At 63.0% G+C, this 20,510-nt stretch carries 17 protein-coding genes; 9 read left to right on the top strand and 8 right to left on the bottom strand.

Annotated features, from left to right (window positions below):
• Nucleotides 1–255: 255 nt before the first annotated feature.
• A complete protein-coding gene (locus tag M1D78_RS19945; RefSeq protein WP_437421683.1) occupies nucleotides 256–3,093 on the top strand; it encodes a putative bifunctional diguanylate cyclase/phosphodiesterase in 2,838 nt (945 codons plus the stop codon).
• A 579-nt stretch (nucleotides 3,094–3,672) separates the two neighbouring features.
• Here M1D78_RS19945 and trhP read toward each other — a convergent pair.
• Nucleotides 3,673–5,037, bottom strand: coding sequence for a prephenate-dependent tRNA uridine(34) hydroxylase TrhP (trhP, locus tag M1D78_RS19940; RefSeq protein ID WP_437421682.1), 1,365 nt, complete (start codon nucleotides 5,035–5,037; stop codon nucleotides 3,673–3,675).
• Nucleotides 5,038–5,184: 147 nt separating this feature from the next.
• On the opposite strand from trhP, the gene M1D78_RS19935 reads away from it, so the two are divergent.
• Together M1D78_RS19935 and M1D78_RS19930 are read left to right on the top strand one after the other, a co-directional pair.
• On the top strand, nucleotides 5,185–5,676 hold the full coding sequence (locus tag M1D78_RS19935) for a DUF2243 domain-containing protein (protein WP_437421681.1): 492 nt from the start codon (nucleotides 5,185–5,187) through the stop codon (nucleotides 5,674–5,676).
• Nucleotides 5,676–6,479: a cytochrome c oxidase assembly protein gene (locus M1D78_RS19930; protein WP_437421680.1), complete on the top strand. Its 804-nt coding sequence runs from the start codon at nucleotides 5,676–5,678 to the stop codon at nucleotides 6,477–6,479. Before M1D78_RS19935 ends, M1D78_RS19930 begins: the two co-directional genes overlap by 1 nt.
• 44 nt (nucleotides 6,480–6,523) lie before the next feature.
• Here M1D78_RS19930 and M1D78_RS19925 read toward each other — a convergent pair whose 3' ends face one another.
• The 6 genes from M1D78_RS19925 to zwf all read right to left on the bottom strand — a co-directional run bounded on the left by M1D78_RS19925 (nucleotide 6,524) and on the right by zwf (nucleotide 13,315).
• Nucleotides 6,524–7,954 (bottom strand): aspartate kinase, encoded by a 1,431-nt coding sequence (locus M1D78_RS19925; protein ID WP_437421679.1) that lies wholly within the window; start codon nucleotides 7,952–7,954, stop codon nucleotides 6,524–6,526.
• A gap of 100 nt (nucleotides 7,955–8,054) precedes the next feature.
• On the bottom strand, nucleotides 8,055–8,963 hold the full coding sequence (gene thpD, locus M1D78_RS19920) for an ectoine hydroxylase (RefSeq protein WP_437421982.1): 909 nt from the start codon (nucleotides 8,961–8,963) through the stop codon (nucleotides 8,055–8,057).
• Between the two features lie 75 nt (nucleotides 8,964–9,038).
• Nucleotides 9,039–9,434, bottom strand: coding sequence for an ectoine synthase (locus M1D78_RS19915; protein WP_243607341.1), 396 nt, complete (start codon nucleotides 9,432–9,434; stop codon nucleotides 9,039–9,041).
• Nucleotides 9,435–9,444: 10 nt separating this feature from the next.
• A complete protein-coding gene (gene ectB / locus M1D78_RS19910; RefSeq protein WP_437421678.1) occupies nucleotides 9,445–10,719 on the bottom strand; it encodes a diaminobutyrate--2-oxoglutarate transaminase in 1,275 nt (424 codons plus the stop codon).
• Entirely contained in the window at nucleotides 10,716–11,249 is a 534-nt protein-coding gene (gene ectA, locus M1D78_RS19905) for a diaminobutyrate acetyltransferase (protein WP_437421677.1), read from the bottom strand. Before ectA ends, ectB begins: the two co-directional genes overlap by 4 nt.
• Nucleotides 11,250–11,890: 641 nt before the next feature.
• Nucleotides 11,891–13,315 carry a glucose-6-phosphate dehydrogenase gene (gene zwf / locus M1D78_RS19900; protein ID WP_457933603.1) on the bottom strand — a complete coding sequence of 475 codons (1,425 nt, stop codon included), beginning with the start codon at nucleotides 13,313–13,315 and terminating at the stop codon, nucleotides 11,891–11,893.
• 299 nt (nucleotides 13,316–13,614) lie between these two features.
• Between zwf and hexR the strand changes: the two genes are divergently transcribed.
• Together hexR and M1D78_RS19890 are read left to right on the top strand one after the other, a co-directional pair.
• Nucleotides 13,615–14,481, top strand: a complete 867-nt coding sequence (gene hexR, locus M1D78_RS19895; protein ID WP_243607344.1) for a transcriptional regulator HexR — start codon at nucleotides 13,615–13,617, stop codon at nucleotides 14,479–14,481.
• 100 nt (nucleotides 14,482–14,581) lie between these two features.
• Complete coding sequence (locus M1D78_RS19890; protein WP_423707165.1) at nucleotides 14,582–14,785, top strand: PA3496 family putative envelope integrity protein; 204 nt, start codon at nucleotides 14,582–14,584, stop codon at nucleotides 14,783–14,785.
• Here M1D78_RS19890 and M1D78_RS19885 read toward each other — a convergent pair.
• Entirely contained in the window at nucleotides 14,739–15,701 is a 963-nt protein-coding gene (locus M1D78_RS19885; RefSeq protein ID WP_275973299.1) for a LysR family transcriptional regulator, read from the bottom strand. The two genes, M1D78_RS19890 and M1D78_RS19885, sit on opposite strands and share 47 nt — an antisense overlap.
• A gap of 225 nt (nucleotides 15,702–15,926) precedes the next feature.
• Here M1D78_RS19885 and M1D78_RS19880 point away from each other — a divergent pair, with 225 nt between their 5' ends.
• From M1D78_RS19880 to M1D78_RS19865, 4 genes are all read left to right on the top strand, one after another.
• Nucleotides 15,927–17,342 (top strand): acetyl-CoA carboxylase biotin carboxylase subunit, encoded by a 1,416-nt coding sequence (locus M1D78_RS19880; protein ID WP_437421675.1) that lies wholly within the window; start codon nucleotides 15,927–15,929, stop codon nucleotides 17,340–17,342.
• A gap of 10 nt (nucleotides 17,343–17,352) precedes the next feature.
• Nucleotides 17,353–19,170, top strand: coding sequence for a sodium-extruding oxaloacetate decarboxylase subunit alpha (gene oadA, locus M1D78_RS19875; RefSeq protein WP_437421674.1), 1,818 nt, complete (start codon nucleotides 17,353–17,355; stop codon nucleotides 19,168–19,170).
• 68 nt (nucleotides 19,171–19,238) lie between these two features.
• Nucleotides 19,239–20,180, top strand: a complete 942-nt coding sequence (locus tag M1D78_RS19870; protein WP_437421673.1) for a sodium-dependent bicarbonate transport family permease — start codon at nucleotides 19,239–19,241, stop codon at nucleotides 20,178–20,180.
• Nucleotide 20,181: 1 nt separating this feature from the next.
• Nucleotides 20,182–20,484, top strand: a complete 303-nt coding sequence (locus M1D78_RS19865; protein ID WP_437421672.1) for a P-II family nitrogen regulator — start codon at nucleotides 20,182–20,184, stop codon at nucleotides 20,482–20,484.
• Nucleotides 20,485–20,510 lie beyond the last annotated feature (26 nt).

The following is a 20,510-nucleotide window of genomic DNA, read 5'->3' as shown; positions in this document are numbered from 1 at the left end:
CGGCCATTCTAGCCGGAAACCATACCGACTCGCTCGCGCTCCGGACGGGACGCTGGAACCTGCGGCACCGTGAGGGCTAGGCGAGCGGGCGGCCAAGGCGTAGGTTCTGGTTCAGGCGTGTGGCTGGTCCTCCCAACGAGTCACCGAGGTGTCTTTGGTCGGAGCGGGCTGTTTCCCCTCGCTAGCAACGTGCCATTATCGGGCGGCGATAGCTGCGTCGCCTGGTTCCAACGAATTACACAACAAGAACCCGCCATGATCGATTTCGTCCCATCTACTTCCTCGGCGCCGCGGATCGACGATCCGGCAACCGGCCGCTGCGCTGAAATTGATCAACAAACCGAGCGTACTCGCCTGCTTTACCAGGGCTCGCGTGTGTCCTTGCTGCTGATGCTGTTGGCCTGCGTGGTGTTCGTGACGTTGCTCTGGGATCGGGTGGGCCGCACCGAGCTGCTGCTCTGGGCAGGGGTGACCGGCGCAATACTGCTGCTTCGCCTGCAGCAGACGCTGGCCTTCCAGCACGCCACCCCGGCGGGCCAGGAGCACCCGCGGTGGCTGCGCTCCTTCCTCGTGTGCAGCGTGCTGAATGCCTTGACGCTGGCCTATGCCATCGTCGAGCTCGCGCCGGTCGAGGGGTTCGTCGTGCAAGCGGCACTGTTTGGCTCGCTCGGCTCGGTCATCTTCGCCGGCAGCGTGGCCTGCGGCGTGTCTTTGCGCGCTTTCGGCGCCTTCGCCGTTCCCAGCCTGCTGCCGGCCGCGGCGATACTGCTCGGCAGTGGTGAAACCCAGCTGCAAGGCTGGGGCATGATCGCCGCCATCGTCCTGCTGACGCTTTGCATGATCGCCTGGCAGATCAACCGGCTGCTAACGAGCAGCTTCGAGCAACGCCTGCATAACCAACAGCTGATCAAGCGGCTCGAGCGCATGCGCGAGGAATCCAGCCAGCTCAACGATGAGCTGGCACACGAAATCGAACAGCGCCGGCATGCCGAGATCATGCTGCGAGAGGCATTCGACGGGCTGGAACAACGTGTCATCGAGCGTACCGCCGAGCTTCACGAAAGCGAGGCGCGTCTTACGCTCGCGATGGAAGCCAGCGAATTGGGTATGTGGGACTGGGACCTGGTGCGCAACGAGGTGCACCTGTCGCGCATGGATGCAATCTTCGGGGACGGCCAGCATGATCGCCTGCGCCTGGTCGAGGATAAGCGCCCCGAGCTGCATCCGGATGACGACGAGCGGGTGCGGCGCGACATGATCGCGCACCTCAAGGGCGAGACCGAGACCTATGTCGTGCAGTACCGGGCGATGCAGACCGACGGCACGCCGATCTGGGTCGAGGATCGTGGCCGCGTGATCGAGCGCGACGCCAATGGACGGGCGCTGCGCATGATCGGCACCCGGCGCGACATCAATGAAAGCCGCCGTCAGGCCGAACAGCTGAGCCTGGCCGCCACCGTGTTCGAGGCGGCGGGCGAGGGCATGGCGATCATGGACCCGGAATTCCGCTTGCTAGCCGTCAACCACGCGTGCTGCAGCCTTTCCGGCTTCAGCCGCGAGGAGCTGCTTGGGCGAAGCGTCGCGATTCTTGCCAGCTCAGAGGACAGCCGCCAGCAATACGCGGCGATCCGCGACAGCCTCACCCAACATGGAAGCTGGCAGGGTGAGCTGATCGAGACGCGCAAAAATGGTGAGGTGTACCCGCAGTGGGCGCAGTTGCGGGCCGTTCAGGACAGCCAGGGCAAGGTGACCAACGTGGTGGCCTTCGTCTCGGATCTCAGTGTGCGGCGGCAGGTCGAGGAGCGCCTGCGCTTTCTCACCCACTATGACGAGCTCACGGGGCTGGCCAACCGCAGCCTGCTCAAGGAGCGCCTGAACGAGGCATGCGAACGCAATCGCACCAGCAACCGTGGCCTGGCGGTGCTCTATATCGATCTCGACCGGTTCAAGGTGCTCAACGAGAGTTTGGGGCATGAGGTGGCGGACCAGATGCTGCGCGAGGTGTCGCGTCGGCTGACCCATACCTTATCGGACGCGGACACCATTGCTCGGCTGTCCGCGGACGAGTTCGTCGTGGTGCTCGAGGGCTACGGCAGCCTTGGTGCCCTTGCTCACACCGGCAGCCGTTTGCTGTCGCGCATCAGCAAACCCATCGAGCTGGGCGAGCAGGAGCTGGTGGTTGCCGCATCCATTGGCGTCAGCTTGATGCCGGACAACGCGCGGGACGCGACCGCCCTGCTGCTACAGGCCAACATGGCGATGAAGCATGCCAAGCATCTGGGCGGTAACACGCTGCAGTTCTTCACCGAGCGGCTGCAGGGCTCCAGCCTGGAGAACCTGCAGACCGAGAATCAGCTACGCCGCGCGCTCGATGAAGGCCAGCTGGAACTCTTCTACCAGCCGCGGCTGAACGTTGAAGGGGATTGCCTTGATGCAGCCGAGGCGCTGGTGCGCTGGCGGCATCCGAAGAAGGGATTGGTTGCGCCGGGTTATTTCATTCCGCTGGCCGAAGAGACCGGCCTGATCATCCCGCTGGGCGAGTTCGTTCTCCGGCAGGCCTGCCGGCAGGCACGGCAGTGGCAGCTCGACGGGCTCGCAGAAATTCGCGTCTCGGTGAATCTGTCGGCTAAACAGCTGCGCCAGGGCAACTTCATCTCCCTGGTGCGCCAGGTGCTCGAGGAAACCGGACTGCCGGCCGACCGCCTCGAACTGGAGCTGACCGAAAGCCAGCTGCTCGACGACGTGGATAACGCCATCAGCATCAGCGAGCAGTTGCGGGCGTTGGGTGTGAAGTTGGCGATCGACGATTTCGGCACGGGCTACTCCTCGCTCAGTTACCTCAAGCGCTTCCCGGTGGACTACGTGAAGATCGACCGCTCCTTCGTTTCCGAGCTGACGCAGGACGGCGAGGACTCGGCCATCGTGCGCGCCATCATCGCGATGGTGCACAGTCTGGACCTCAAGGTCGTCGCCGAGGGCGTCGAGACGCAGGCGCAGATGGACTTCCTCAAGGCACACGGCTGCGATGAAATGCAGGGCTACCTGATCAGCCGGCCTGTGCCAGCGGCGGAATTCGTAGGATTGCTGAGCTGATCGCGCGAAGAAAATTCTATGCCCCGCTTTCGCGCCCGGTCGCACGCAGAGCGTGCTCCTACAGCTGGGAGGGGGCTTTTGCCCAGCGGTTTCGCGGCCCCTCGGTAGTGGTCGTGGCGCTGATGATTGGGCTGAGGTCGCTCTCGACCTGTAGGAGCAAGCTCTGCGTGCGACCGCAGCCACGCACAAGCCCCTGTCGCACGCAGAGCGTGCTCCTACGGCTGGGAGGGGGCTTTTGCCAAGCGGTTTCGCGGCACCTCGGTAGTGATCGTGGCGCTGATGATTGGGCTGAGGTCGCCCTTCGACCTGTAGGTGCAAGCTCTGCTTGCGACCGCAACCACGCACAATTCCCGGTCGCACGCAGAGCGTGCTCCTACGGCTGGAAGGGGCTTTTGCCCAGCGGCTTCGTGGCACCTCGGTAGTGGTCTGGCGCTGATGATTGGGCTGAGGTCGCCCTCGACCTGTAGGAGCAAGCTCCGCTTGCGACCGCAGTCACGCACAATCCCCTGTCGCACGCAGAGCGTGCTCCTACAGATGTGCCGAGAGCCGGGCTGAAGGCAACCAACCCTACGGAACCGGTCAACCGCGGGTGGTGCTGCCGTCCAGCTCGCGCATGACCAGGGCGTGTTGCAGGTCGACGTCATCAGGCACCGGCAGATAGAGCACGTGGCCGTCTCCGGGGGCGACATCGGTGCGCTCGCCGCTCTTTTTCTGAAGATGCTCAAGGCTAAAGTTCAGGTTGCCCCGAGGCGTCATCAGCTCGAGCCGGTCGCCGACGGCGAAGCGGTTCTTGACGATGACCTCCGCCAGGCCGTTGCGCCGCTCGCCGGTCATTTCGCCCACGAACTGCTGGCGTTCGGAGAGCGAAAAGCCGCGCTCGTAGTTCTGGTATTCGTCATGCACGTGGCGGCGCAGGAAGCCTTCGGTGTAGCCGCGGTGGGCGAGCGATTCGAGTGTGCCCATCAGCGACTTGTCGAACGGCCGGCCGGCCAGCGTATCATCGATGGCTTTGCGGTAAACCTGCGCGGTGCGTGCCACGTAGTAGTGGGATTTGGTGCGGCCCTCGATCTTCAGCGAATGCACGCCCATGTGCACCAGCCGCTCGACATGCTGCACGGCGCGCAGGTCCTTGGAGTTCATGATGTAGGTGCCGTGCTCGTCCTCAAAGGCGGACATGTACTCACCTGGGCGGCTGCTGTCTTCGAGCAGGAAGACTTCGTCCGTCGGCGCACCTACGCCAAGGGTGGGCTCAACGATCTCCGGGGCTGCCTGTTGTACGGCGATGGGCTCGTACTTGTGAACGATATCGCCGATTTCGTTTTCCTTCGCTTCGTGCGTCTTGTATTCCCAGCGGCAGGCATTGGTGCAGGTGCCCTGGTTCGGGTCGCGCTTGTTGATGTAGCCGGAGAGCAGGCAACGGCCGGAATAGGCCATGCATAGCGCGCCATGGACGAACACTTCCAGCTCCATGCCTGGCACTTTTTCGCGGATCTCGCCGATCTCCTCCAGCGACAGTTCGCGCGAAAGGATGGCGCGGCTCAGGCCCTGCTGGCGCCAGAACTCGACGCTCGCCCAGTTCACGGCGTTGGCCTGCACCGACAGGTGAATCGTCATCTCCGGGAAGTGTTGGCGCACCAGCATGATCAGCCCCGGATCGGACATGATCAGCGCGTCGGGGCCCATGGCGACGACGGGCTCGAGATCCTTGATGAACGTCCTGAGCTTGGCATTGTGCGGCGCGATGTTGACCACCACGTAGAACTGCTTGCCCTGCGCGTGCGCCTCCTCGATGCCCAGATGCAGGTTGGCGTGGTCGAACTCGTTGTTGCGCACCCGCAGGCTATAGCGCGGCTGCCCGGCGTAGACCGCATCGGCACCGTAGGCGAAGGCATAACGCATGGATTTAAGGGTGCCAGCGGGCGACAAGAGTTCGGTGCGGTTCATGATGCGGGTGGCTCTATACCAACATTAAAGGTGCGGGATTCTACCGGGTTTGCTCGGCGCTGTTCGGCCGTTCGGTCAAGTCCGCGCGAACTCCGGTGGCTGGCGCAAGTCATCACTAGATAGGCAGGGCTTGGTCGACCTCTCCCGGTGCCGACGCAAGCCACCCGTAAAACGCCGGAGGCCAGCGTGAACGCCACGACCGTCGATGCCAGAGGCAGCCTGATCGCCACGATCTTCCTGGGGGTCGGTCTGATGGCCGCGGTCGACGAGATCGTCTTCCACCAGGTGCTGGCCTGGCATCATTTCTTTGACCGCTCGACGCTGGCCGTCTCGCTACTCTCCGACGGGCTTTTGCACGCTGCCGAGCTGCTCATGCTGGCGGCTGGTTTCCGTCTGTTCGTGCTGCTCGGCCGGCGCGGCGCCCTGTCCCGGCTGCATGCATGGACGGGGTTCTTCATCGGCTCAGGCGCCTTTCAACTATTCGACGGGCTGGTCAACCACAAGCTGCTGCGCCTGCATCAGGTGCGGTATGTGGAACAGCTGTGGCTGTACGACCTGGCGTGGAACGCCTTCGGTGCGCTGCTGTTGGCCGTGGCCTTCCTGACCTGGCGGCATGCCCGGCAGGAGGTGCCCGGCTGATGCTGCATCAGACGCATCTGGTCGCGCTAGGTGGCACGTTCGTTTTAGTGCTGCTGACGCTTGGGCTGTGGTTCGCCTATGTGCTCGGCGTGCGCGCCCAACGGCGCGCGCGCAAGGGCTGGAGCTGCTGGCGACTGGCAAGCTTCAGCCTGGGCTGCGGCTTGCTGGTGATTGCGCTGTCGCCTCCGATGGTCGAGTGGGGCCATTCTGATTTGCGCGGGCACATGGCCCAGCACCTGCTGCTGGGCATGTTCGCACCCATCGCGCTGATGCTCGGCACCCCCGGCACCTTGCTACTGCGCACCGTGTCGGCGATGCGCGCACGGCGCATCGTCGAGGTTGCCGGCACCCCGCCGGCGCGCGTGTTGAGCCACCCGGTGACGGCGCTGATGCTGGATATCGGCGGGCTCTATCTGCTCTACATGACGCCGCTGTACGAGCTGAGCTTCAGCGAGCCGCTGGTGCACATCTGGCTGCACCTGCATTTCGTACTGGCGGGCTACCTGTTCTGCTGGTCGATCGCAGGGCCCGACCCGGCGCCGCATCGGCCCGGCATGTTCGTCCGGCTGGGCGTGCTCTTCGTGGCCATTGCCGCGCACTCGACGCTGGGTAAATTGATGTATGCCCATGGCTTTCCGCAGCATGCCGGGCATTCGCTGGAAGAGATCGAGGCGGCCGCCCAGCTGATGTACTACGGCGGCGATCTGGCCGAGCTGCTGCTGGCCGTCGTGTTCTTTGCCACGTGGTATCGCCGCCGCCGAGCAACGGACGGTGACTGGCAGACAGCAAACCGCCGGGCCTAGCAGCAGCCGGGCCCGGCGGTTAGGGAGCAGCGTGTGCTGGGCGATCAAGCCGCCGCGATCACATCGCCGTGGTTCTCCGGCTCGATGAGCGCACGGTGCAAGGCAGCGACAGCGTCGTCGTAGTCTTCCTCGTTGACCACGCACTGCATCTCGACCTGGCGAATCGACTGGTGCACCGCCTGGATACTGATGCCGGCACCGGCCAACGCCGCAACGGTCTTGGCGAGGATGCCCTTGACCTTGAGGTCCGAGCCGATCGCCGAGACGATGGCGACGTTGTGCACGGTGACTTCCGCCGCCGGGTACTTCTCCTCGATCAGCCGCGCGGCGCGGTTGATCAGCTTGCGCGAACCCGACGCGTAGTAGGTGATGCTGTTGGCGTCGGAGTCCTTGTTGACCACGTAGAGGCGCAGTTGCTTGAGCAGCTTGCTGATCTCGATGTCGTAGCCGACGTCACCGAGCATGTCCTGATCGAACACTTCAATGCCGAAGACGTCCTTGCGCCCGGCGATGATCTCGACGCAGGGCCGCTCGCTCTTGTAGTCCTGGCTGATGAGCGTACCGGCGTGGTCGGGCTCGAAGGCATTCTTGATGCGCAGCTCGATGCCGGCGCGGCGCAGCGTTTTGGCCGCACGCGGGTGGATCGCCTCCATGCCGAGGTTCGACAGCTGGTCGGCCACGTCGTAGTTGGTACGGCCGATGGTGACCACCTTGTCGGCGCCGACCAGGTTCGGATCCGCGCTGGAAAGGTGGAATTCCTTGTGGATGATCGCTTCGCGCGCGCCGGTTGCGGCGGCGATCTGGGCGAAGGTGATCTCGCTGTAGCCGCGGTCGAAGGTGTTCATCAGGCCTTCGCTGCAGTGGGTATAGCCGGTGGCGACCACCAGCTCGCGGGCAAGGTCGACCTCGGCGAAGCTCTCGCGAACCATCTCCTCGAATGGCAGCGGCGCGTCGCGGTGCCAGCCGGTGAGGTCGACCATCTTCGCGTTGACGCCGCGATGCTTGAGTGCCAGAACCGAGTTGAAGGCGCTGTGCGCTTCGCCGAGGGAGGCGAGCATTTCGCGAACCTTCATCAGGTGCTCGTCGAGCTGGAAGTGGCCATAGGCGCACAGGCGCTGCAGGCTGCTCATGCACTCGCGGGCATCGTCGATGCGCGCGTTGATGAACTGGTTGGCCGCGCGCAGCTCGAAGTCGCTCTGGAACAGTTCGGCGTTCTTCTCGACCATCTTCTGCCGCACGCCTTCGAGCGCGTCCAGCCAGGCGCCTTCGTTGCGGGCGTCGGCGAAACGCTGGTAGACGCCGGGCTCGCCAGTTTTCTTGTGCTCGAGCAGCAAGTTGGTCATGCCGCTGTAGGCCGAGACGACGAAGACACGCTGGTAGAGCGCATCGCCTTCGCGGCCACCAATGAAGATGTTGTTGAGCAGTTCGTCGAAGCGGCTCATGGATGTGCCGCCGATCTTTTCTACGGTATGCATCGATTCAACTTCCCGTCGTGGGGGTGAATTTCATCCCTGGGCCGCCTTCTTTCCGGCCGCCGACAACGATCAGGCCCACATGGGGCCCGATATGAACGCATCAGAGATAGTGCTGTTTCTGGATGTCCAGAGGCTCGAACGTCTCGCGCTCGGCGACAAAGGCCGGACGGGGCGAGAGGCCACAGTACGGGGCCTGCGCGGCATTATCCACATGGTTGTAGACGTAGAACAGATTGCTCCGCGCACTCGGTGTGATGTTGCTGTTCGAACCGTGCATGGTGTTGCAATCGAAGAACACCACGCTGCCCGCCGGGCCGGTGGCCGTGTCGATGCCATAGCGATCCGCGAGGCGGGTCAGGCTGTCGTGGTCCGGTACGCCGAACTCCTGCTTGCGCAGCGATTTCTCGTAGTGGTTCTCCGGCGTTGCGCCAACACAGCGGATGTAGTGCTTGTGAGAGCCGGGCACCAGCATCAGCGGACCGTTGTGCGGCTCGTTGTCGGTCAGCAGGATCGAGCAGCTCAGGGTGCGCATGCGCGGCAGGCCGTCCTCGACATGCCAGGTCTCGAAGTCCGAATGCCAGTAGAACTCCTTGCCGGTAAAGCCGGGCTTGAAGTTCATCCGTGATTGATGGACGTAGATGTCGCCACCCAGGATGAAGCGGGCAATGCCGGCCGTGCGCTCATCGGCGGCGATCCGCGCGAACAGCGCGTTGTCCTTGTGGATGGCGAACACTGAGCGGATCGCACCGCTGTCGGGTTCCTTGATGGTCTTGCCGGACTCGGCGACGGCCGGGTCCTGGCGCATGCGCTCCAGTTCTTCGCGAAAGACCGCGACCTCCTCGGCACTGAACAGATTGGGGACGACCAGGTAGCCATCTCGCTCGAAGCGTTCGATCATCTCTGGCGAGACGGGCGCGTTTTCCAGGTCGTTGCGGTAGACAACCGGGTCCAGACGCTCCTGCCAGCTGGGTGTGTCCTCCTGGCGTGAAGGGTACAGGTCGGTTTGCACGGGGTTCACGTTAGCTCTCCTTTCGATGCCCTCGGAAGGCAGCGGGGCGGGCTGGGCCCGCCACCGGCCGCCGGCTCAAACGGTTTCGGCTTCGAGCGGGTAGACGCCGCTCTCGTCGTGTACTTCCTTGCCATTGAGCGGCGGGTTGAAGACGCAGGCCATCTTCATGTCCTCGCTACCGCCGCGCAGCAGGTGCTCGTCGTGCTTGTCGAGGATGTAAAGGGTGCCGGGCTCGATCTTGTAGATCTTGCCGTCTGCGATGGTTTCCACCTCACCGTTGCCGCTGATGCAGTACACCGACTCCAGATGGTTCTGGTAGTGGATATGCGTCTCGGTGTTGGCATAGATGGTAGTGATGTGGAACGAGAAGCCCATCTTGTCGTCCTTGAGCAGCATCCGGGTGCTGTCCCAGGTCTCGGTCTTGATCTTGCGGTTGGACTGCTCGCACTCAGCCAGGGTACGTACGATCATGTTGTAATCCTCAAGAAGCTTGGTTGGCGGCTTGATCGGACATTACGGCGGCGAACGCCTTGTCCAGGATGCTCATGGCCTTGTCGATCTGCTCTTCGCTGATAATCAGCGGGCAGAGACACTTGACCACTTCGCTATGCGCGCCGCTGGTTTCGACGACCAGACCGTTCTCGAAGGCGTGGCGGCAGATGGCGGCAGCGGTGTCGCCGTCCGGGCAGCTGATGCCGATCATCATTCCGCGACCTTTGACGAACAGCGAGTCCGGGCCATAGCGGCGGACGATCTTGTTCATGCCGTCGGCGATGCGTTTGCCCTTTGCCTTGACGTTGTTGGCGAACTCGTCGTCCTTCCAGAAATGCTCGATGGCTGCAGCTGCGGTGACGAACGCATGGTTGTTACCGCGGAAAGTACCGTTGTGCTCGCCCGGCTTCCACTGGTCCAGCTCCTTGCGCAGCAGCACCATGGCGAACGGCAGGCCGTAGCCCGACAGCGACTTGGACAGGGTGATCATGTCCGGCTTGATGCCCATCTCTTCGAAGCTGAAGAAGCTGCCGGTACGACCGCAACCAGCCTGGATGTCGTCGATGATCAGCAGCATCTCGTGCTTGCGGCAGAGCTTTTCGAGCTTGCGAACCCACTCGGCCGAGGCCGCGTTCAGACCGCCTTCGCCCTGGACCACTTCCACGATCACGGCAGCGGGCTTGTCGACACCGCTGGATGGGTCGGTCAGCAGCTTGTCCATCATCGCGATGGTGTTGACCTTGTCGCCGAAGTAGTTGGCGTAAGGCATGCGGCTGACGTCGGTCAGCGGAACGCCGGCGGCGCCACGGTGGTGCTTGTTACCGGTCGCGGCGAGCGCGCCGATGCTGCAGCCGTGGAAGCCGTTGGTGAAGCTGATGATGTTGTTGCGGCCAGTCACCTTGCGCGCCAGCTTCAGCGCGGCTTCCACCGCGTTGGTGCCGGTCGGGCCGGTGAACTGCATGATGTAGTCCATGTTGCGCGGCTTGAGGATCAGCCGATCGAAGGTGGAGAGAAAGTTCTCCTTCGCTTCGGAATACATGTCCAGGCCATGGGTGAGGCCGTCGGCTTCGATGTAGTCGAGCAACGCCTGCTTGAGTACCGGATGGTTGTGGCCGTAGTTGAGCGTGCCGGCACCGGCGAGAAAGTCGATGTAGGACTTGCCTTCGCGGGTGATGAGTTCGGCACCACGGGCTTGCTTGAAGACCACGGGAAAGGATCGGCAGTAGCTGCGAACGCCAGATTCGTGCAGTTCGAAAGTTTTCATGCGGTTTCCTCTAGTTCTTCTTCTGAATGGGGTGCGGCGAACGGGCCGGCGCGGTAGAGCACTTCGTCCTCGTGCTTGCCGGCAAAATGTTCAGCGCGGGCGAACAGGGTGCGGGTGCTGTAGTCGACGCCGAGCTTGGCGAAGGCCTTCTTGAACAGCGCCTGGGACGCACCGTTGTCCGGTGAGATGGTGGTTTCCAGGTTACGGATGCCCTGCTCCTTAGCGACCCGTGCGACTAGGGCCATGAGCATGCGCAGCGCCAGGCCCTGACCGCGCATCGACGAGTCGACGGCAACCTGCCAGACGAACAGCGTGTCCGGGCGGGCTGGGGGGCAATAACCGGAAATGAAGCCGACCAAGTGGCCATCCGCGTTGACCGCGGCGATGGAGGTGTCGGCGAAGTCGGAGCATTGCAGCAGGTTGCAGTACACCGAATTGACGTCCAGCGGCTGGCAGCGTGCGACCAGTTCGTGGAGGGGGTAACCGTCGCCGTCGTTAGGGCGACGGAGCGTTACGGTAGGAACACTCAAAACAAAACCTTTTGGGTTGCTGATTGAATCCTTTTCAAGAATAAACACATCGAAAAAAGAATCTCAACCCCGAGCGGGTCAGCAGGCGAAGTATGCACGTACAATACGCGGCGAAGTTCACCGTTTATCGCGGAAGTTGAACTATCTGGAGATCAGGCGAAACGGCGGAGCAATCGCGTTCGATATTCGCCGAGGGGGGCCGGGCGGGCTGTTGAAGTTTGGCGACCTGCAAAAGTGCTCAGGTTCGGCCCGGTTTACAGCTGGGTCCAATAGAACGTGGCTTGGCTGGAGGCCGCTATTTACGCGGTTTCAGGCGTAGCCGAGCGGCTCATTCATCGTACGTTTCCACGGCCGGTGACCAACTAGTCGATTGGGTGGAAGTTGGTCTGAATAGCGCGGGTGAATCAGGGAGTGATCCGCGAAGTTGGGCTGGCAATATTCAGTCGAAATATCCTTCCCACTCAGGCGTGAAATCGGCGACGAGGCGGTCGTAGTGAATTTTTTATGGCGAGTTAGTTGTGGGGAAGTTTCAGGCAGTCGCGGGGAAAGTTATCTTCGAAGTGCTGAATTAGTTGCGCGATTCCCCTGAGCCGCTCTGGTACAGGCGTTACGGGGAATCGCGCAAGGAGGGGTTAACTGGCTCAGCGCCACCACTGGCGGCCCTGATGCTCGATCAGGCGACGGGCCTGTTCGGGGCCGTCGGTTCCGGCCGGATAGGGCCGCGGTTTACGGTAGTGGCTCTGCCAGCCGCGCAGGATCGGATCGACCCAATTCCAGGCTGCCTCGACCTCGTCGCGCCGCATGAACAGCGTCGAGTCGCCTTCGATCACGTCGAGCAAGAGGCGCTCGTAGGCTTCCCAGCGCCGCGTGCTGCTGAAGGCATGTGCAAGGTTCAGGTCGAGCTCGACCGGCTCGAGCTGCATGCCTTTGCCCGGAGCCTTGGCCATCAACTGCAGGCTGATGCTTTCCTCGGGCTGCAGGCTGATCACCAAACGGTTCACCTCGCCTTTGCTGAACAGCTGATGCGGCACCTGCTTGAAGGTGATGATGATCTCCGACCGTTTGCGCGCCATGCGCTTGCCGGTGCGCAGGTAGAAGGGCACGCCGGCCCAGCGCCAATTGTCGATCTCGGCCTTTACTGCGACGAAGGTCTCGGTGTCGCTGTCGTTGTCGATGTTCGGCTCGAAGTAATACGCCGGCACGTCGTGGCCGCCGATGCGTCCGGCGCTGTACTGGCCGCGCACGGTTTTGTCCTGGACGTCGCCGCCGGTGATCGGCTTGAGCGCTTCGAGCACCTTGACCTTCTCGCCACGGATGGATTTGGCATCGAAGCGCACCGGCGCCTCCATGGCTACCAGGCAGAGCAGCTGCAAGAGGTGGTTCTGCAACATGTCGCGCATGGCGCCGGCGTGGTCGTAATAGCCGCCCCGGTTCTCCACGCCCAGCGTTTCGGCCACGGTGATCTGCACATGGTCGATCTGCCCGGCGCGCCAGATCGGCTCGAACAGCGCGTTGGCGAAGCGCAGCGCCATGAGGTTCTGCACCGTTTCCTTGCCCAGATAATGGTCGATCCGGTAGATGCGCGATTCAGGAAAGACCGCGCCAATCGCCTCATTGATCTCCAGTGCCGAATCGAGCGAATGGCCGATAGGCTTCTCCAGCACGATGCGTGCGTCGTCTCCAGCGAGCCCGGCGCTCTCGAGGTTGGAGGCGATGGGGGCGAACAGTGAAGGTGCGGTCGCCAGGTAATTCACACGGATGCGCCCCTCGGCCTGGCCGAGGTAATGGGCCAGGCGGACAAATTCGCCGCGTTGTGAGGCGTCCATGGCGAAATAATCCAGACGCTGGCTGAACCTGTCCCAAACGCTAGGCTCGAAGTCGGTGCGCGAAATTTCGGCGCGGGCATGCCGCTCGGTCAGGGCCAAATAGGCATCGCGGTCGATGTCCTGCCGGGCGAGCGCGATGATCCGCACATCATCGTGCAGGCGGCCTTCGCGGTGCAGGTGGTAGAGGGCCGGGATGAGTTTGTGTAGTGCCAGGTCGCCGGTACCGCCAAACACCAGCATGTCGCAAGAAATGGACACGGCATCGCTCCTCGGAAGTGGAAGGGCTGGTTGGGGCAGGCCTGGCAAGGCGAGTCTGGCGGAACGGCTCGAGGCCTCTCCGCAGCATGTTCGCCCGCGCTTTCGGCTGCTTCGACCTCCGAATGTCTGCCCCGCTCGCGTTTTCAACCGCCAGCAGTTGGGCGATACTGCGCGGCTTGTAGTATAACTACAAGCCCACTACACCCAGCCGGCACGTCTGGACCGAGCATGCAGCCACGCTCGATCAGGCTGTCAGGTACTGATCATAGCGAGTCCGGACCGTGAACCTGCTGCAACACATCGCCCAATCGAGAAGCTCGCTGCGCAAGTCGGAACTCAAGGTCGCCGACCATGTGTTGCTCGATCCAGCGGCCGTGATGCACAGCTCCATGGCCGACCTGGCCCACACGGTGGGGGTCAGCGAGCCGACCATCGTGCGGTTCTGTCGTGCCATCGGTTGCCTGGGCTTCCAGGATCTGAAGCTCAAGCTCGCGCAGAGCCTCGCCGCCGGCGCCAGCTTCGGTCAGTTCGCCATCAGTGAGAACGATTCGGTCACCGATTTCGCGCTGAAGATCTTCGACACCACGCTGCATACGCTGATGGAGGTGCGCGAGCGACTCGACCCGGACGCGCTGGAGCGAGCGGTGAAGGCCATGGCGGCGGCCGAGCGTGTCGAGTTCTATGGCTTCGGCGCGTCCGGCGCAGTTGCCACCGATGCGCAGCACAAGTTCTTCCGCCTGTTGCTCAGCGCGGCGGCGTATTCCGATCCGCACATGCAGGCGATGTCCGCGGTCACGCTGAAACCGACCGACGTGGCGATCTGCATCTCGCAGTCCGGGCGCTCGAAGGACCTGCTGATCACCGCCAATGTGGTTCGCGAGACCGGGGCCACGCTGATCACCCTCTGCCCGAGCCAGACGCCACTGGCGGAGCTGGCGACCATCAACCTGGCGATCGACGTTCAGGAAGACACCGAAATCTACACCCCGCTGACCTCGCGCATCGCGCACCTGGTGGTCATCGACGTACTGGCGATGGGCGTCGCCATGGCCCGCGGGCCGAGCCTGGTCAACCATCTCAAGAGCGTCAAACGCAGCTTGCGCAGCCTGCGCCTGTCGCCCAAATCGGTGAAGGCGCATGAAGACTAGCCGCCGGGCGACGGTCATCACCCTGTCATCTCGCTGACCTCATGCCGTCACGCGGTGCTCTGATGCTGGAACTCCCACCTTCTGTTTCGGGAGAAAGCGCATGGCCCCGCACCGCGAAGCTCACGTCAACCTCGATGCCCGTACCCGTCGCAAGTTGCAGGACGAACGCCGCATGTATTTCCGGCGTGCGATCGAAAGCTATGACGAACAGCGGCAACTGCAGGCCCAGCTGACCGAATTTCCCGACCTGATGATGATCAGCCCGATGCTCGATGGGCTGTCGGAGCGGCGTCAAAGCGTGTAGCCAGGGCGCTGATCCGCGCCCGCTCGGCGCGGATGAACGCGAAAAACGCCTGCGCCACCGGGCTGAGACGCTTGCCGCGCGGATGAACCACGCACCAGCTGCGGTACAGCGGCAGTTCCTGCACCGGCAGCTCGCACAACAGGCCGTGCGCCACCTCCAGGTGCACGGCATGGCGCGGCATCAGCGCCACGCCCAGTCCGGCCACCACGGCTTCGCGCAGCGCATCGAGCGAGGCGACCTGGGTCGTCTGGGCGAAGTGGGCACGCTTCTGCCTGAGGTAGTCCTCGCTGGCCTTGCGTGTGCCTGAGCCAGGCTCGCGGACCAGCAATGGATAGGCGGTCAGGTCCTGCAATGTGAGGTCGCCTATCTGGCACAGCGGATGGCCCGCCGGGGCGACTGCAACGATCGGATTGTCCAGGAATGGCATAAACTCGAGGTCCATGTCGGTCGGCACTTGCGACATGATCAGCAGGTCGTCGCGGCTCACCGACAGCCGTTTGACCGCTTGCGCATGGTTGACCACCACCAGTTCGAGATTGACCTCGGGATGTTGCCGCTTGAAGGCGGCGAATAGGTGCGGGGTGATGTACTTGGCGCTCGATTCGACGGCCAGGTTGAGCTGGCCTTGCAGCGAGCCCTGCAGATCGGAGAGTTGCATGTCGAGGCTGTCCAGCCGGCCGAAGATGTCGGTGCTGGCACGCTGCAGTGCCTCGGCGGCCGGGGTGAGGTAGAGCTTCCGACCGAGGTATTCGAACAGTGGCTGGCCGATCAGCTCTTCGAGCTGGCGAATCTGCAGGCTCACCGCCGGTTGGGTCAGCGCCATCTCGTCTGCAGCACGGCTGTAGGAGCGGCTTTCGCATACCGCCCGGAAGACCTGTAGCTGACGCAATGTCAGCCTCATCATGGTTTTTCGCATCGTGTTCGCTGCCTTTTTTCGTGCCGTCATCCGGCTCGGCTGGTCAACTGCCACAGGCGCGCGCCAGCCTTGTAGCGCCATCTATAAGTAATTACTTATTCTGCATCAAACTATTATTCATTTCAATTAATCGTACCGGCGGGCGTAGGGTTTAAAGGCTTGCACGGCGTGCAGGCACGAATGTCCACCTGTGGACACCGCTCATCGACCGAAGGGAATGACAGCGTGATCAAGAAGCTGCTGATCGCCAATCGCGGTGAAATCGCCGTCCGCATCGTGCGGGCCTGTGCCGAAATGGGCGTGCGCTCAGTGGCGGTTTTCGCTGAGCCAGACCGTCACGCGCTGCACGTCAAGCGTGCCGACGAAGCCTATTTCATCGGTGACGACCCCCTTGCCGGCTACCTCAACCCCCGCAAGCTGGTGAATCTGGCCGTGGAGACCGGTTGCGATGCCTTGCACCCGGGGTACGGCTTCCTGTCTGAGAACGCCGAGCTTGCCGAGATCTGCGCCGAACGTGGGATCAAGTTCGTTGGCCCCAGGGCTGACGTGATCCGCCGCATGGGCGACAAGACCGAGGCGCGGCGCAGCATGATCAAGGCCGGTGTGCCGGTTACGCCCGGCACCGAAGGCAACGTCGCCAGCGCCGAGCAGGCCCTGGCCGAAGCCGAGCGCATCGGTTACCCGGTCATGCTCAAGGCGACCTCCGGCGGCGGCGGCCGAGGCATCCGCCGCTGCAATACGCCCGAGGAGCTGGCCCAGGCCTACCCGCGTGTGATCTCAGAAGCGACCAAGGCGTTCGGCAGCGCCGACGTGTTCCTAGAGAAGTGCATCGTCGAGCCCAAGCACATCGAGGCTCAGGTCTTGGCCGACTCCTTCGGCAACACGGTGCATCTGTTCGAGCGTGACTGCTCGATCCAGCGGCGCAACCAGAAGCTCATCGAAATCGCCCCCAGCCCGCAATTGACGCCCGAGCAGCGTGCCTATATCGGCGACCTGGCCGTGCGCGCGGCCAAGGCGGTGGGTTACGAGAACGCCGGTACCGTCGAGTTCCTGCTCGCTGAAGGCGAGGTGTACTTCATGGAGATGAACACCCGGGTACAGGTGGAACACACCATCACCGAGGAAATCACCGGCATCGATATCGTCCGCGAGCAGATCCGCATCGCCTCCGGCCTGCCGCTCTCGGTCAAGCAGGAAGACATCCAGTATCGCGGCTTCGCCCTGCAGTTCCGCATCAACGCCGAAGAGCCGCGCAACAACTTCCTGCCCTGCTTCGGCAAGATCACCCGCTACTACGCCCCCGGCGGCCCGGGCGTGCGCACCGACACGGCGATCTACACCGGCTACACCATTCCGCCGTACTACGACTCCATGTGCCTGAAGCTGATCGTCTGGGCGTTGACCTGGGAAGAAGCGCTGGCCCGCGGCTCGCGTGCACTGGACGACATGCGCGTACAAGGCGTGAAGACCACCGCGACCTACTATCAGCAGATCCTCGCCAACCCGGATTTTCGCAGCGGGCAGTTCAACACCAGCTTCGTCGACAACCATCCGGAGCTGCTGAACTACTCGATCAAACGCAAGCCGGGCGAGCTGGCCCTGGCCATCGCTGCCGCCATCGCCGCCCACGCAGGACTGTGAGGAACGAACCATGACTGCTCAAAAGAAAATTACCGTTACCGACACCATCCTGCGCGACGCCCATCAATCGCTTATCGCCACCCGCATGCGCACCGAGGACATGCTGCCGATTTGCGAGAAGCTCGACCGCGTCGGCTACTGGTCGCTGGAAGTCTGGGGCGGCGCCACGTTCGACGCCTGCGTGCGCTTTCTCAAGGAAGACCCCTGGGAGCGCCTGCGCCAGCTCAAGGCCGCGCTGCCCAACACCCGCCTGCAGATGCTCCTGCGCGGGCAGAACCTGCTCGGTTACCGGCATTACGCCGATGACGTGGTCGAGGCGTTCTGCGCCAAGGCGGCGGAAAACGGCATCGACGTGTTCCGCATCTTCGATGCGATGAACGACGTGCGTAACCTGGAAACTGCCATCAAGGCCGTCAAGAAGACCGGCAAGCATGCCCAGGGCACCATCGCCTACACCACCAGCCCGGTGCACACCGTCGAGCTGTTCGTCGAGCAGGCGCGGGCGATGCGTGACATGGGCGTCGACTCGATCGCGATCAAGGACATGGCCGGGTTGCTGACGCCGTTTGCTACTGGTGATCTGGTCCGTGCGCTGAAGGCCGAGATCGATCTACCGGTGTTCATCCATTCCCACGACACGGCAGGCGTGGCCAGCATGTGTCAGCTCAAAGCCATCGAGAATGGCGCCGACCACATCGACACCGCGATCTCGTCCATGGCCTGGGGCACCAGCCACCCCGGCACCGAGTCCATGGTCGCCGCGCTGCGTGGCACGCCCTACGACACGGGCCTCGATCTGGAACTGATCCAGGAGATCGGCCTGTACTTCTACGCGGTGCGCAAAAAGTACCACCAGTTCGAGAGCGAATTCACCGGCGTCGACACGCGCGTGCAGGTCAATCAGGTGCCCGGCGGAATGATCTCCAACCTGGCCAACCAGCTCAAAGAGCAGGGCGCGCTGAACCGCATGGACGAGGTGCTCGCCGAGATCCCGCGCGTACGCAAGGACCTCGGCTACCCACCGCTGGTGACGCCCACCTCGCAAATCGTCGGTACCCAGGCGTTCTTCAACGTGCTCGCCGGCGAGCGTTACAAGACCATCACCAATGAAGTGAAGCTCTACCTGCAGGGCCGCTACGGCAAGGCACCGGGCACCATCGATGCCAAGCTGCAGCGCCAGGCCATTGGCGGAGAAGAGATCATCGACGTGCGTCCGGCCGACCTGATCAAGCCGGAGCTGGACAAGCTGCGCCAGGAGATCGGCGCGTTGGCCCACAGCGAAGAGGACGTGCTGACCTACGCGATGTTCCCGGACATCGGCCGCAAGTTCCTCGAAGAACGCGAAGCTGGCACGCTGAAGCCGGAAGTGCTGTTGCCGATCCCCGACGGCAGCGCAGCCAGCGCCGTGGGCGGAGGGGGCGTGCCCACCGAGTTCGTCATCGACGTGCATGGCGAGACCTACCGCGTCGACATCACTGGCGTCGGCGTCAAGGGCGAGGGCAAGCGACACTTCTTCCTTTCCATCGACGGGATGCCGGAAGAGGTGGTGTTCGAGCCCTTGAACAACTTTGTCGGCGGCGGCAGCGGCGGCCAGCGCAAGCAGGCCAGCGCGCCGGGAGACGTCAGCACCAGCATGCCGGGCAACATTGTCGAGGTACTGGTCAAGGAGGGCGACACCGTGAAGGCTGGCCAGGCGGTGCTGATCACCGAGGCGATGAAGATGGAAACTGAGATCCAGGCGCCGGTCGCCGGCACGGTCAAGGCGGTACACGTGGGCAAGGGCGACCGGGTAACGCCGGGTGACCTGCTGATCGAGATCGAGGCCTGAGAGATGTCCCTTAGGGAGCCGCAAGGCTCCTTTTTTTTGCCCTTCCGTTTTGATGTCAGGAGGTTGTCATGGGGCTCGATCCCGTCGTGCTGTTCTTCCTCTTCGGCCTGTTCGCCGGACTGGTGAAGAGCGAATTAAAACTGCCGCCGGCGCTGTACGACACTCTGTCGATCCTGTTGCTATTGGCGATCGGCTTGCACGGTGGCGTCGAGCTGGCCGAGCAAGCGAGTGCTGCATTGCTTGGGCAGTCGGCGCTGGTGTTACTGCTTGGTTGCACATTGCCGCTATTGGCCTTTCCGGCGTTGCGGCTGCTGGGCTTTTCCCGGGTCGATTCGGCGAGCGTCGCGGCGCACTACGGTTCGGTGAGCGCCGGTACCTTTGCCGTGGTGGTGGCCTTTCTGCTGGCCAACAAGGTTGCCTTCGAAAGCTATATGCCGCTGTTCGTGGCCATACTGGAAATACCGGCAATCCTGGTCGGCATCGTGCTGGCCAAAGGCGTCTCGCGTGATACCAATTGGCGGGAGCTTGGGCGAGAGATATTTCTGGGCAAGAGCATCATGCTTTTGCTGGGCGGCCTGATCATCGGCGCCATTGCAGGCAAGGAGGGCATCAAACCACTTGAGCCCTTCTACACCAGCATGTTCAAACCCGTGCTGGCGCTCTTTCTGCTGGAGATGGGATTGATCGCCTCGGGCCAGATGGGTTCGCTAAGGCGCTATGGCCTGCGTCTGGCCGTGTTCGGCCTGGGCATGCCACTGATCGGTGCGGTGATCGGCGCATTGCTGGCGCGGCTGATGGGGTTGTCGCTCGGCGGCACCGCGATGCTCGCGACCCTGGCGGCCAGTGCGTCCTACATCGCCGTGCCTGCAGCCATGCGCTTGGCGTTGCCCGAGGCCAATCCCTCGTTGTCGCTGACGGCCTCGCTGGGGATTACCTTTCCGTTCAACATCCTGATTGGTATTCCGCTGTATCTCGCGCTGGCCGAAACCTTGATCGCCTGGGGGCTCTGACATGACGACTGCTACCCGAACGCTGCTTACCGTGATTTGCGAAGCCGCACTGGAAAAGAAGCTGCTTGCCGATCTCGACCATCTCGGCGCACCCGGCTGGACCCTATCCGAAGCGCGCGGGCGAGGCAGCCGCGGCGTGCGCAGCGCCGAATGGGACACCGAGAGCAATATCCGGCTGGAGATCATCTGCAACCGCGAACTCGCCGAGCGCATCGCCGAACATCTGCAGGTTCGCTACTACGACAACTTCGCTATGGTCTGTTATCTCGTAGACGTCGAAGTGCTGCGGCCGGAAAAGTTCTAACCAGTTGCACGTGGCAATAGCGGGTA

The sequence above is a fragment of the Pseudomonas sp. SA195 genome (assembly GCF_054131565.1).
Note: the sequence above shows the minus strand (reverse complement) of the source record. Positions and strands in the feature narration are given on the sequence as shown.

What these genes read in the sequence shown, in the direction of transcription:
- M1D78_RS19945 (WP_437421683.1), top strand. Translation starts at nt 256, where the DNA reads ATGATCGATTTCGTCCCATCTACTTCCTCGGCGCCGCGGATCGACGAT.
- trhP (WP_437421682.1), bottom strand. Translation starts at nt 5,037, where the DNA reads ATGAACCGCACCGAACTCTTGTCGCCCGCTGGCACCCTTAAATCCATG.
- M1D78_RS19930 (WP_437421680.1), top strand. Translation starts at nt 5,676, where the DNA reads ATGCTGCATCAGACGCATCTGGTCGCGCTAGGTGGCACGTTCGTTTTA.
- M1D78_RS19925 (WP_437421679.1), bottom strand. Translation starts at nt 7,954, where the DNA reads ATGCATACCGTAGAAAAGATCGGCGGCACATCCATGAGCCGCTTCGAC.
- M1D78_RS19915 (WP_243607341.1), bottom strand. Translation starts at nt 9,434, where the DNA reads ATGATCGTACGTACCCTGGCTGAGTGCGAGCAGTCCAACCGCAAGATC.
- ectB (WP_437421678.1), bottom strand. Translation starts at nt 10,719, where the DNA reads ATGAAAACTTTCGAACTGCACGAATCTGGCGTTCGCAGCTACTGCCGA.
- zwf (WP_457933603.1), bottom strand. Translation starts at nt 13,315, where the DNA reads ATGCTGGTGTTTGGCGGTACCGGCGACCTGGCACTACACAAACTCATC.
- M1D78_RS19890 (WP_423707165.1), top strand. Translation starts at nt 14,582, where the DNA reads ATGGCCCCGCACCGCGAAGCTCACGTCAACCTCGATGCCCGTACCCGT.
- M1D78_RS19885 (WP_275973299.1), bottom strand. Translation starts at nt 15,701, where the DNA reads ATGCGAAAAACCATGATGAGGCTGACATTGCGTCAGCTACAGGTCTTC.
- oadA (WP_437421674.1), top strand. Translation starts at nt 17,353, where the DNA reads ATGACTGCTCAAAAGAAAATTACCGTTACCGACACCATCCTGCGCGAC.
- M1D78_RS19870 (WP_437421673.1), top strand. Translation starts at nt 19,239, where the DNA reads ATGGGGCTCGATCCCGTCGTGCTGTTCTTCCTCTTCGGCCTGTTCGCC.
- M1D78_RS19865 (WP_437421672.1), top strand. Translation starts at nt 20,182, where the DNA reads ATGACGACTGCTACCCGAACGCTGCTTACCGTGATTTGCGAAGCCGCA.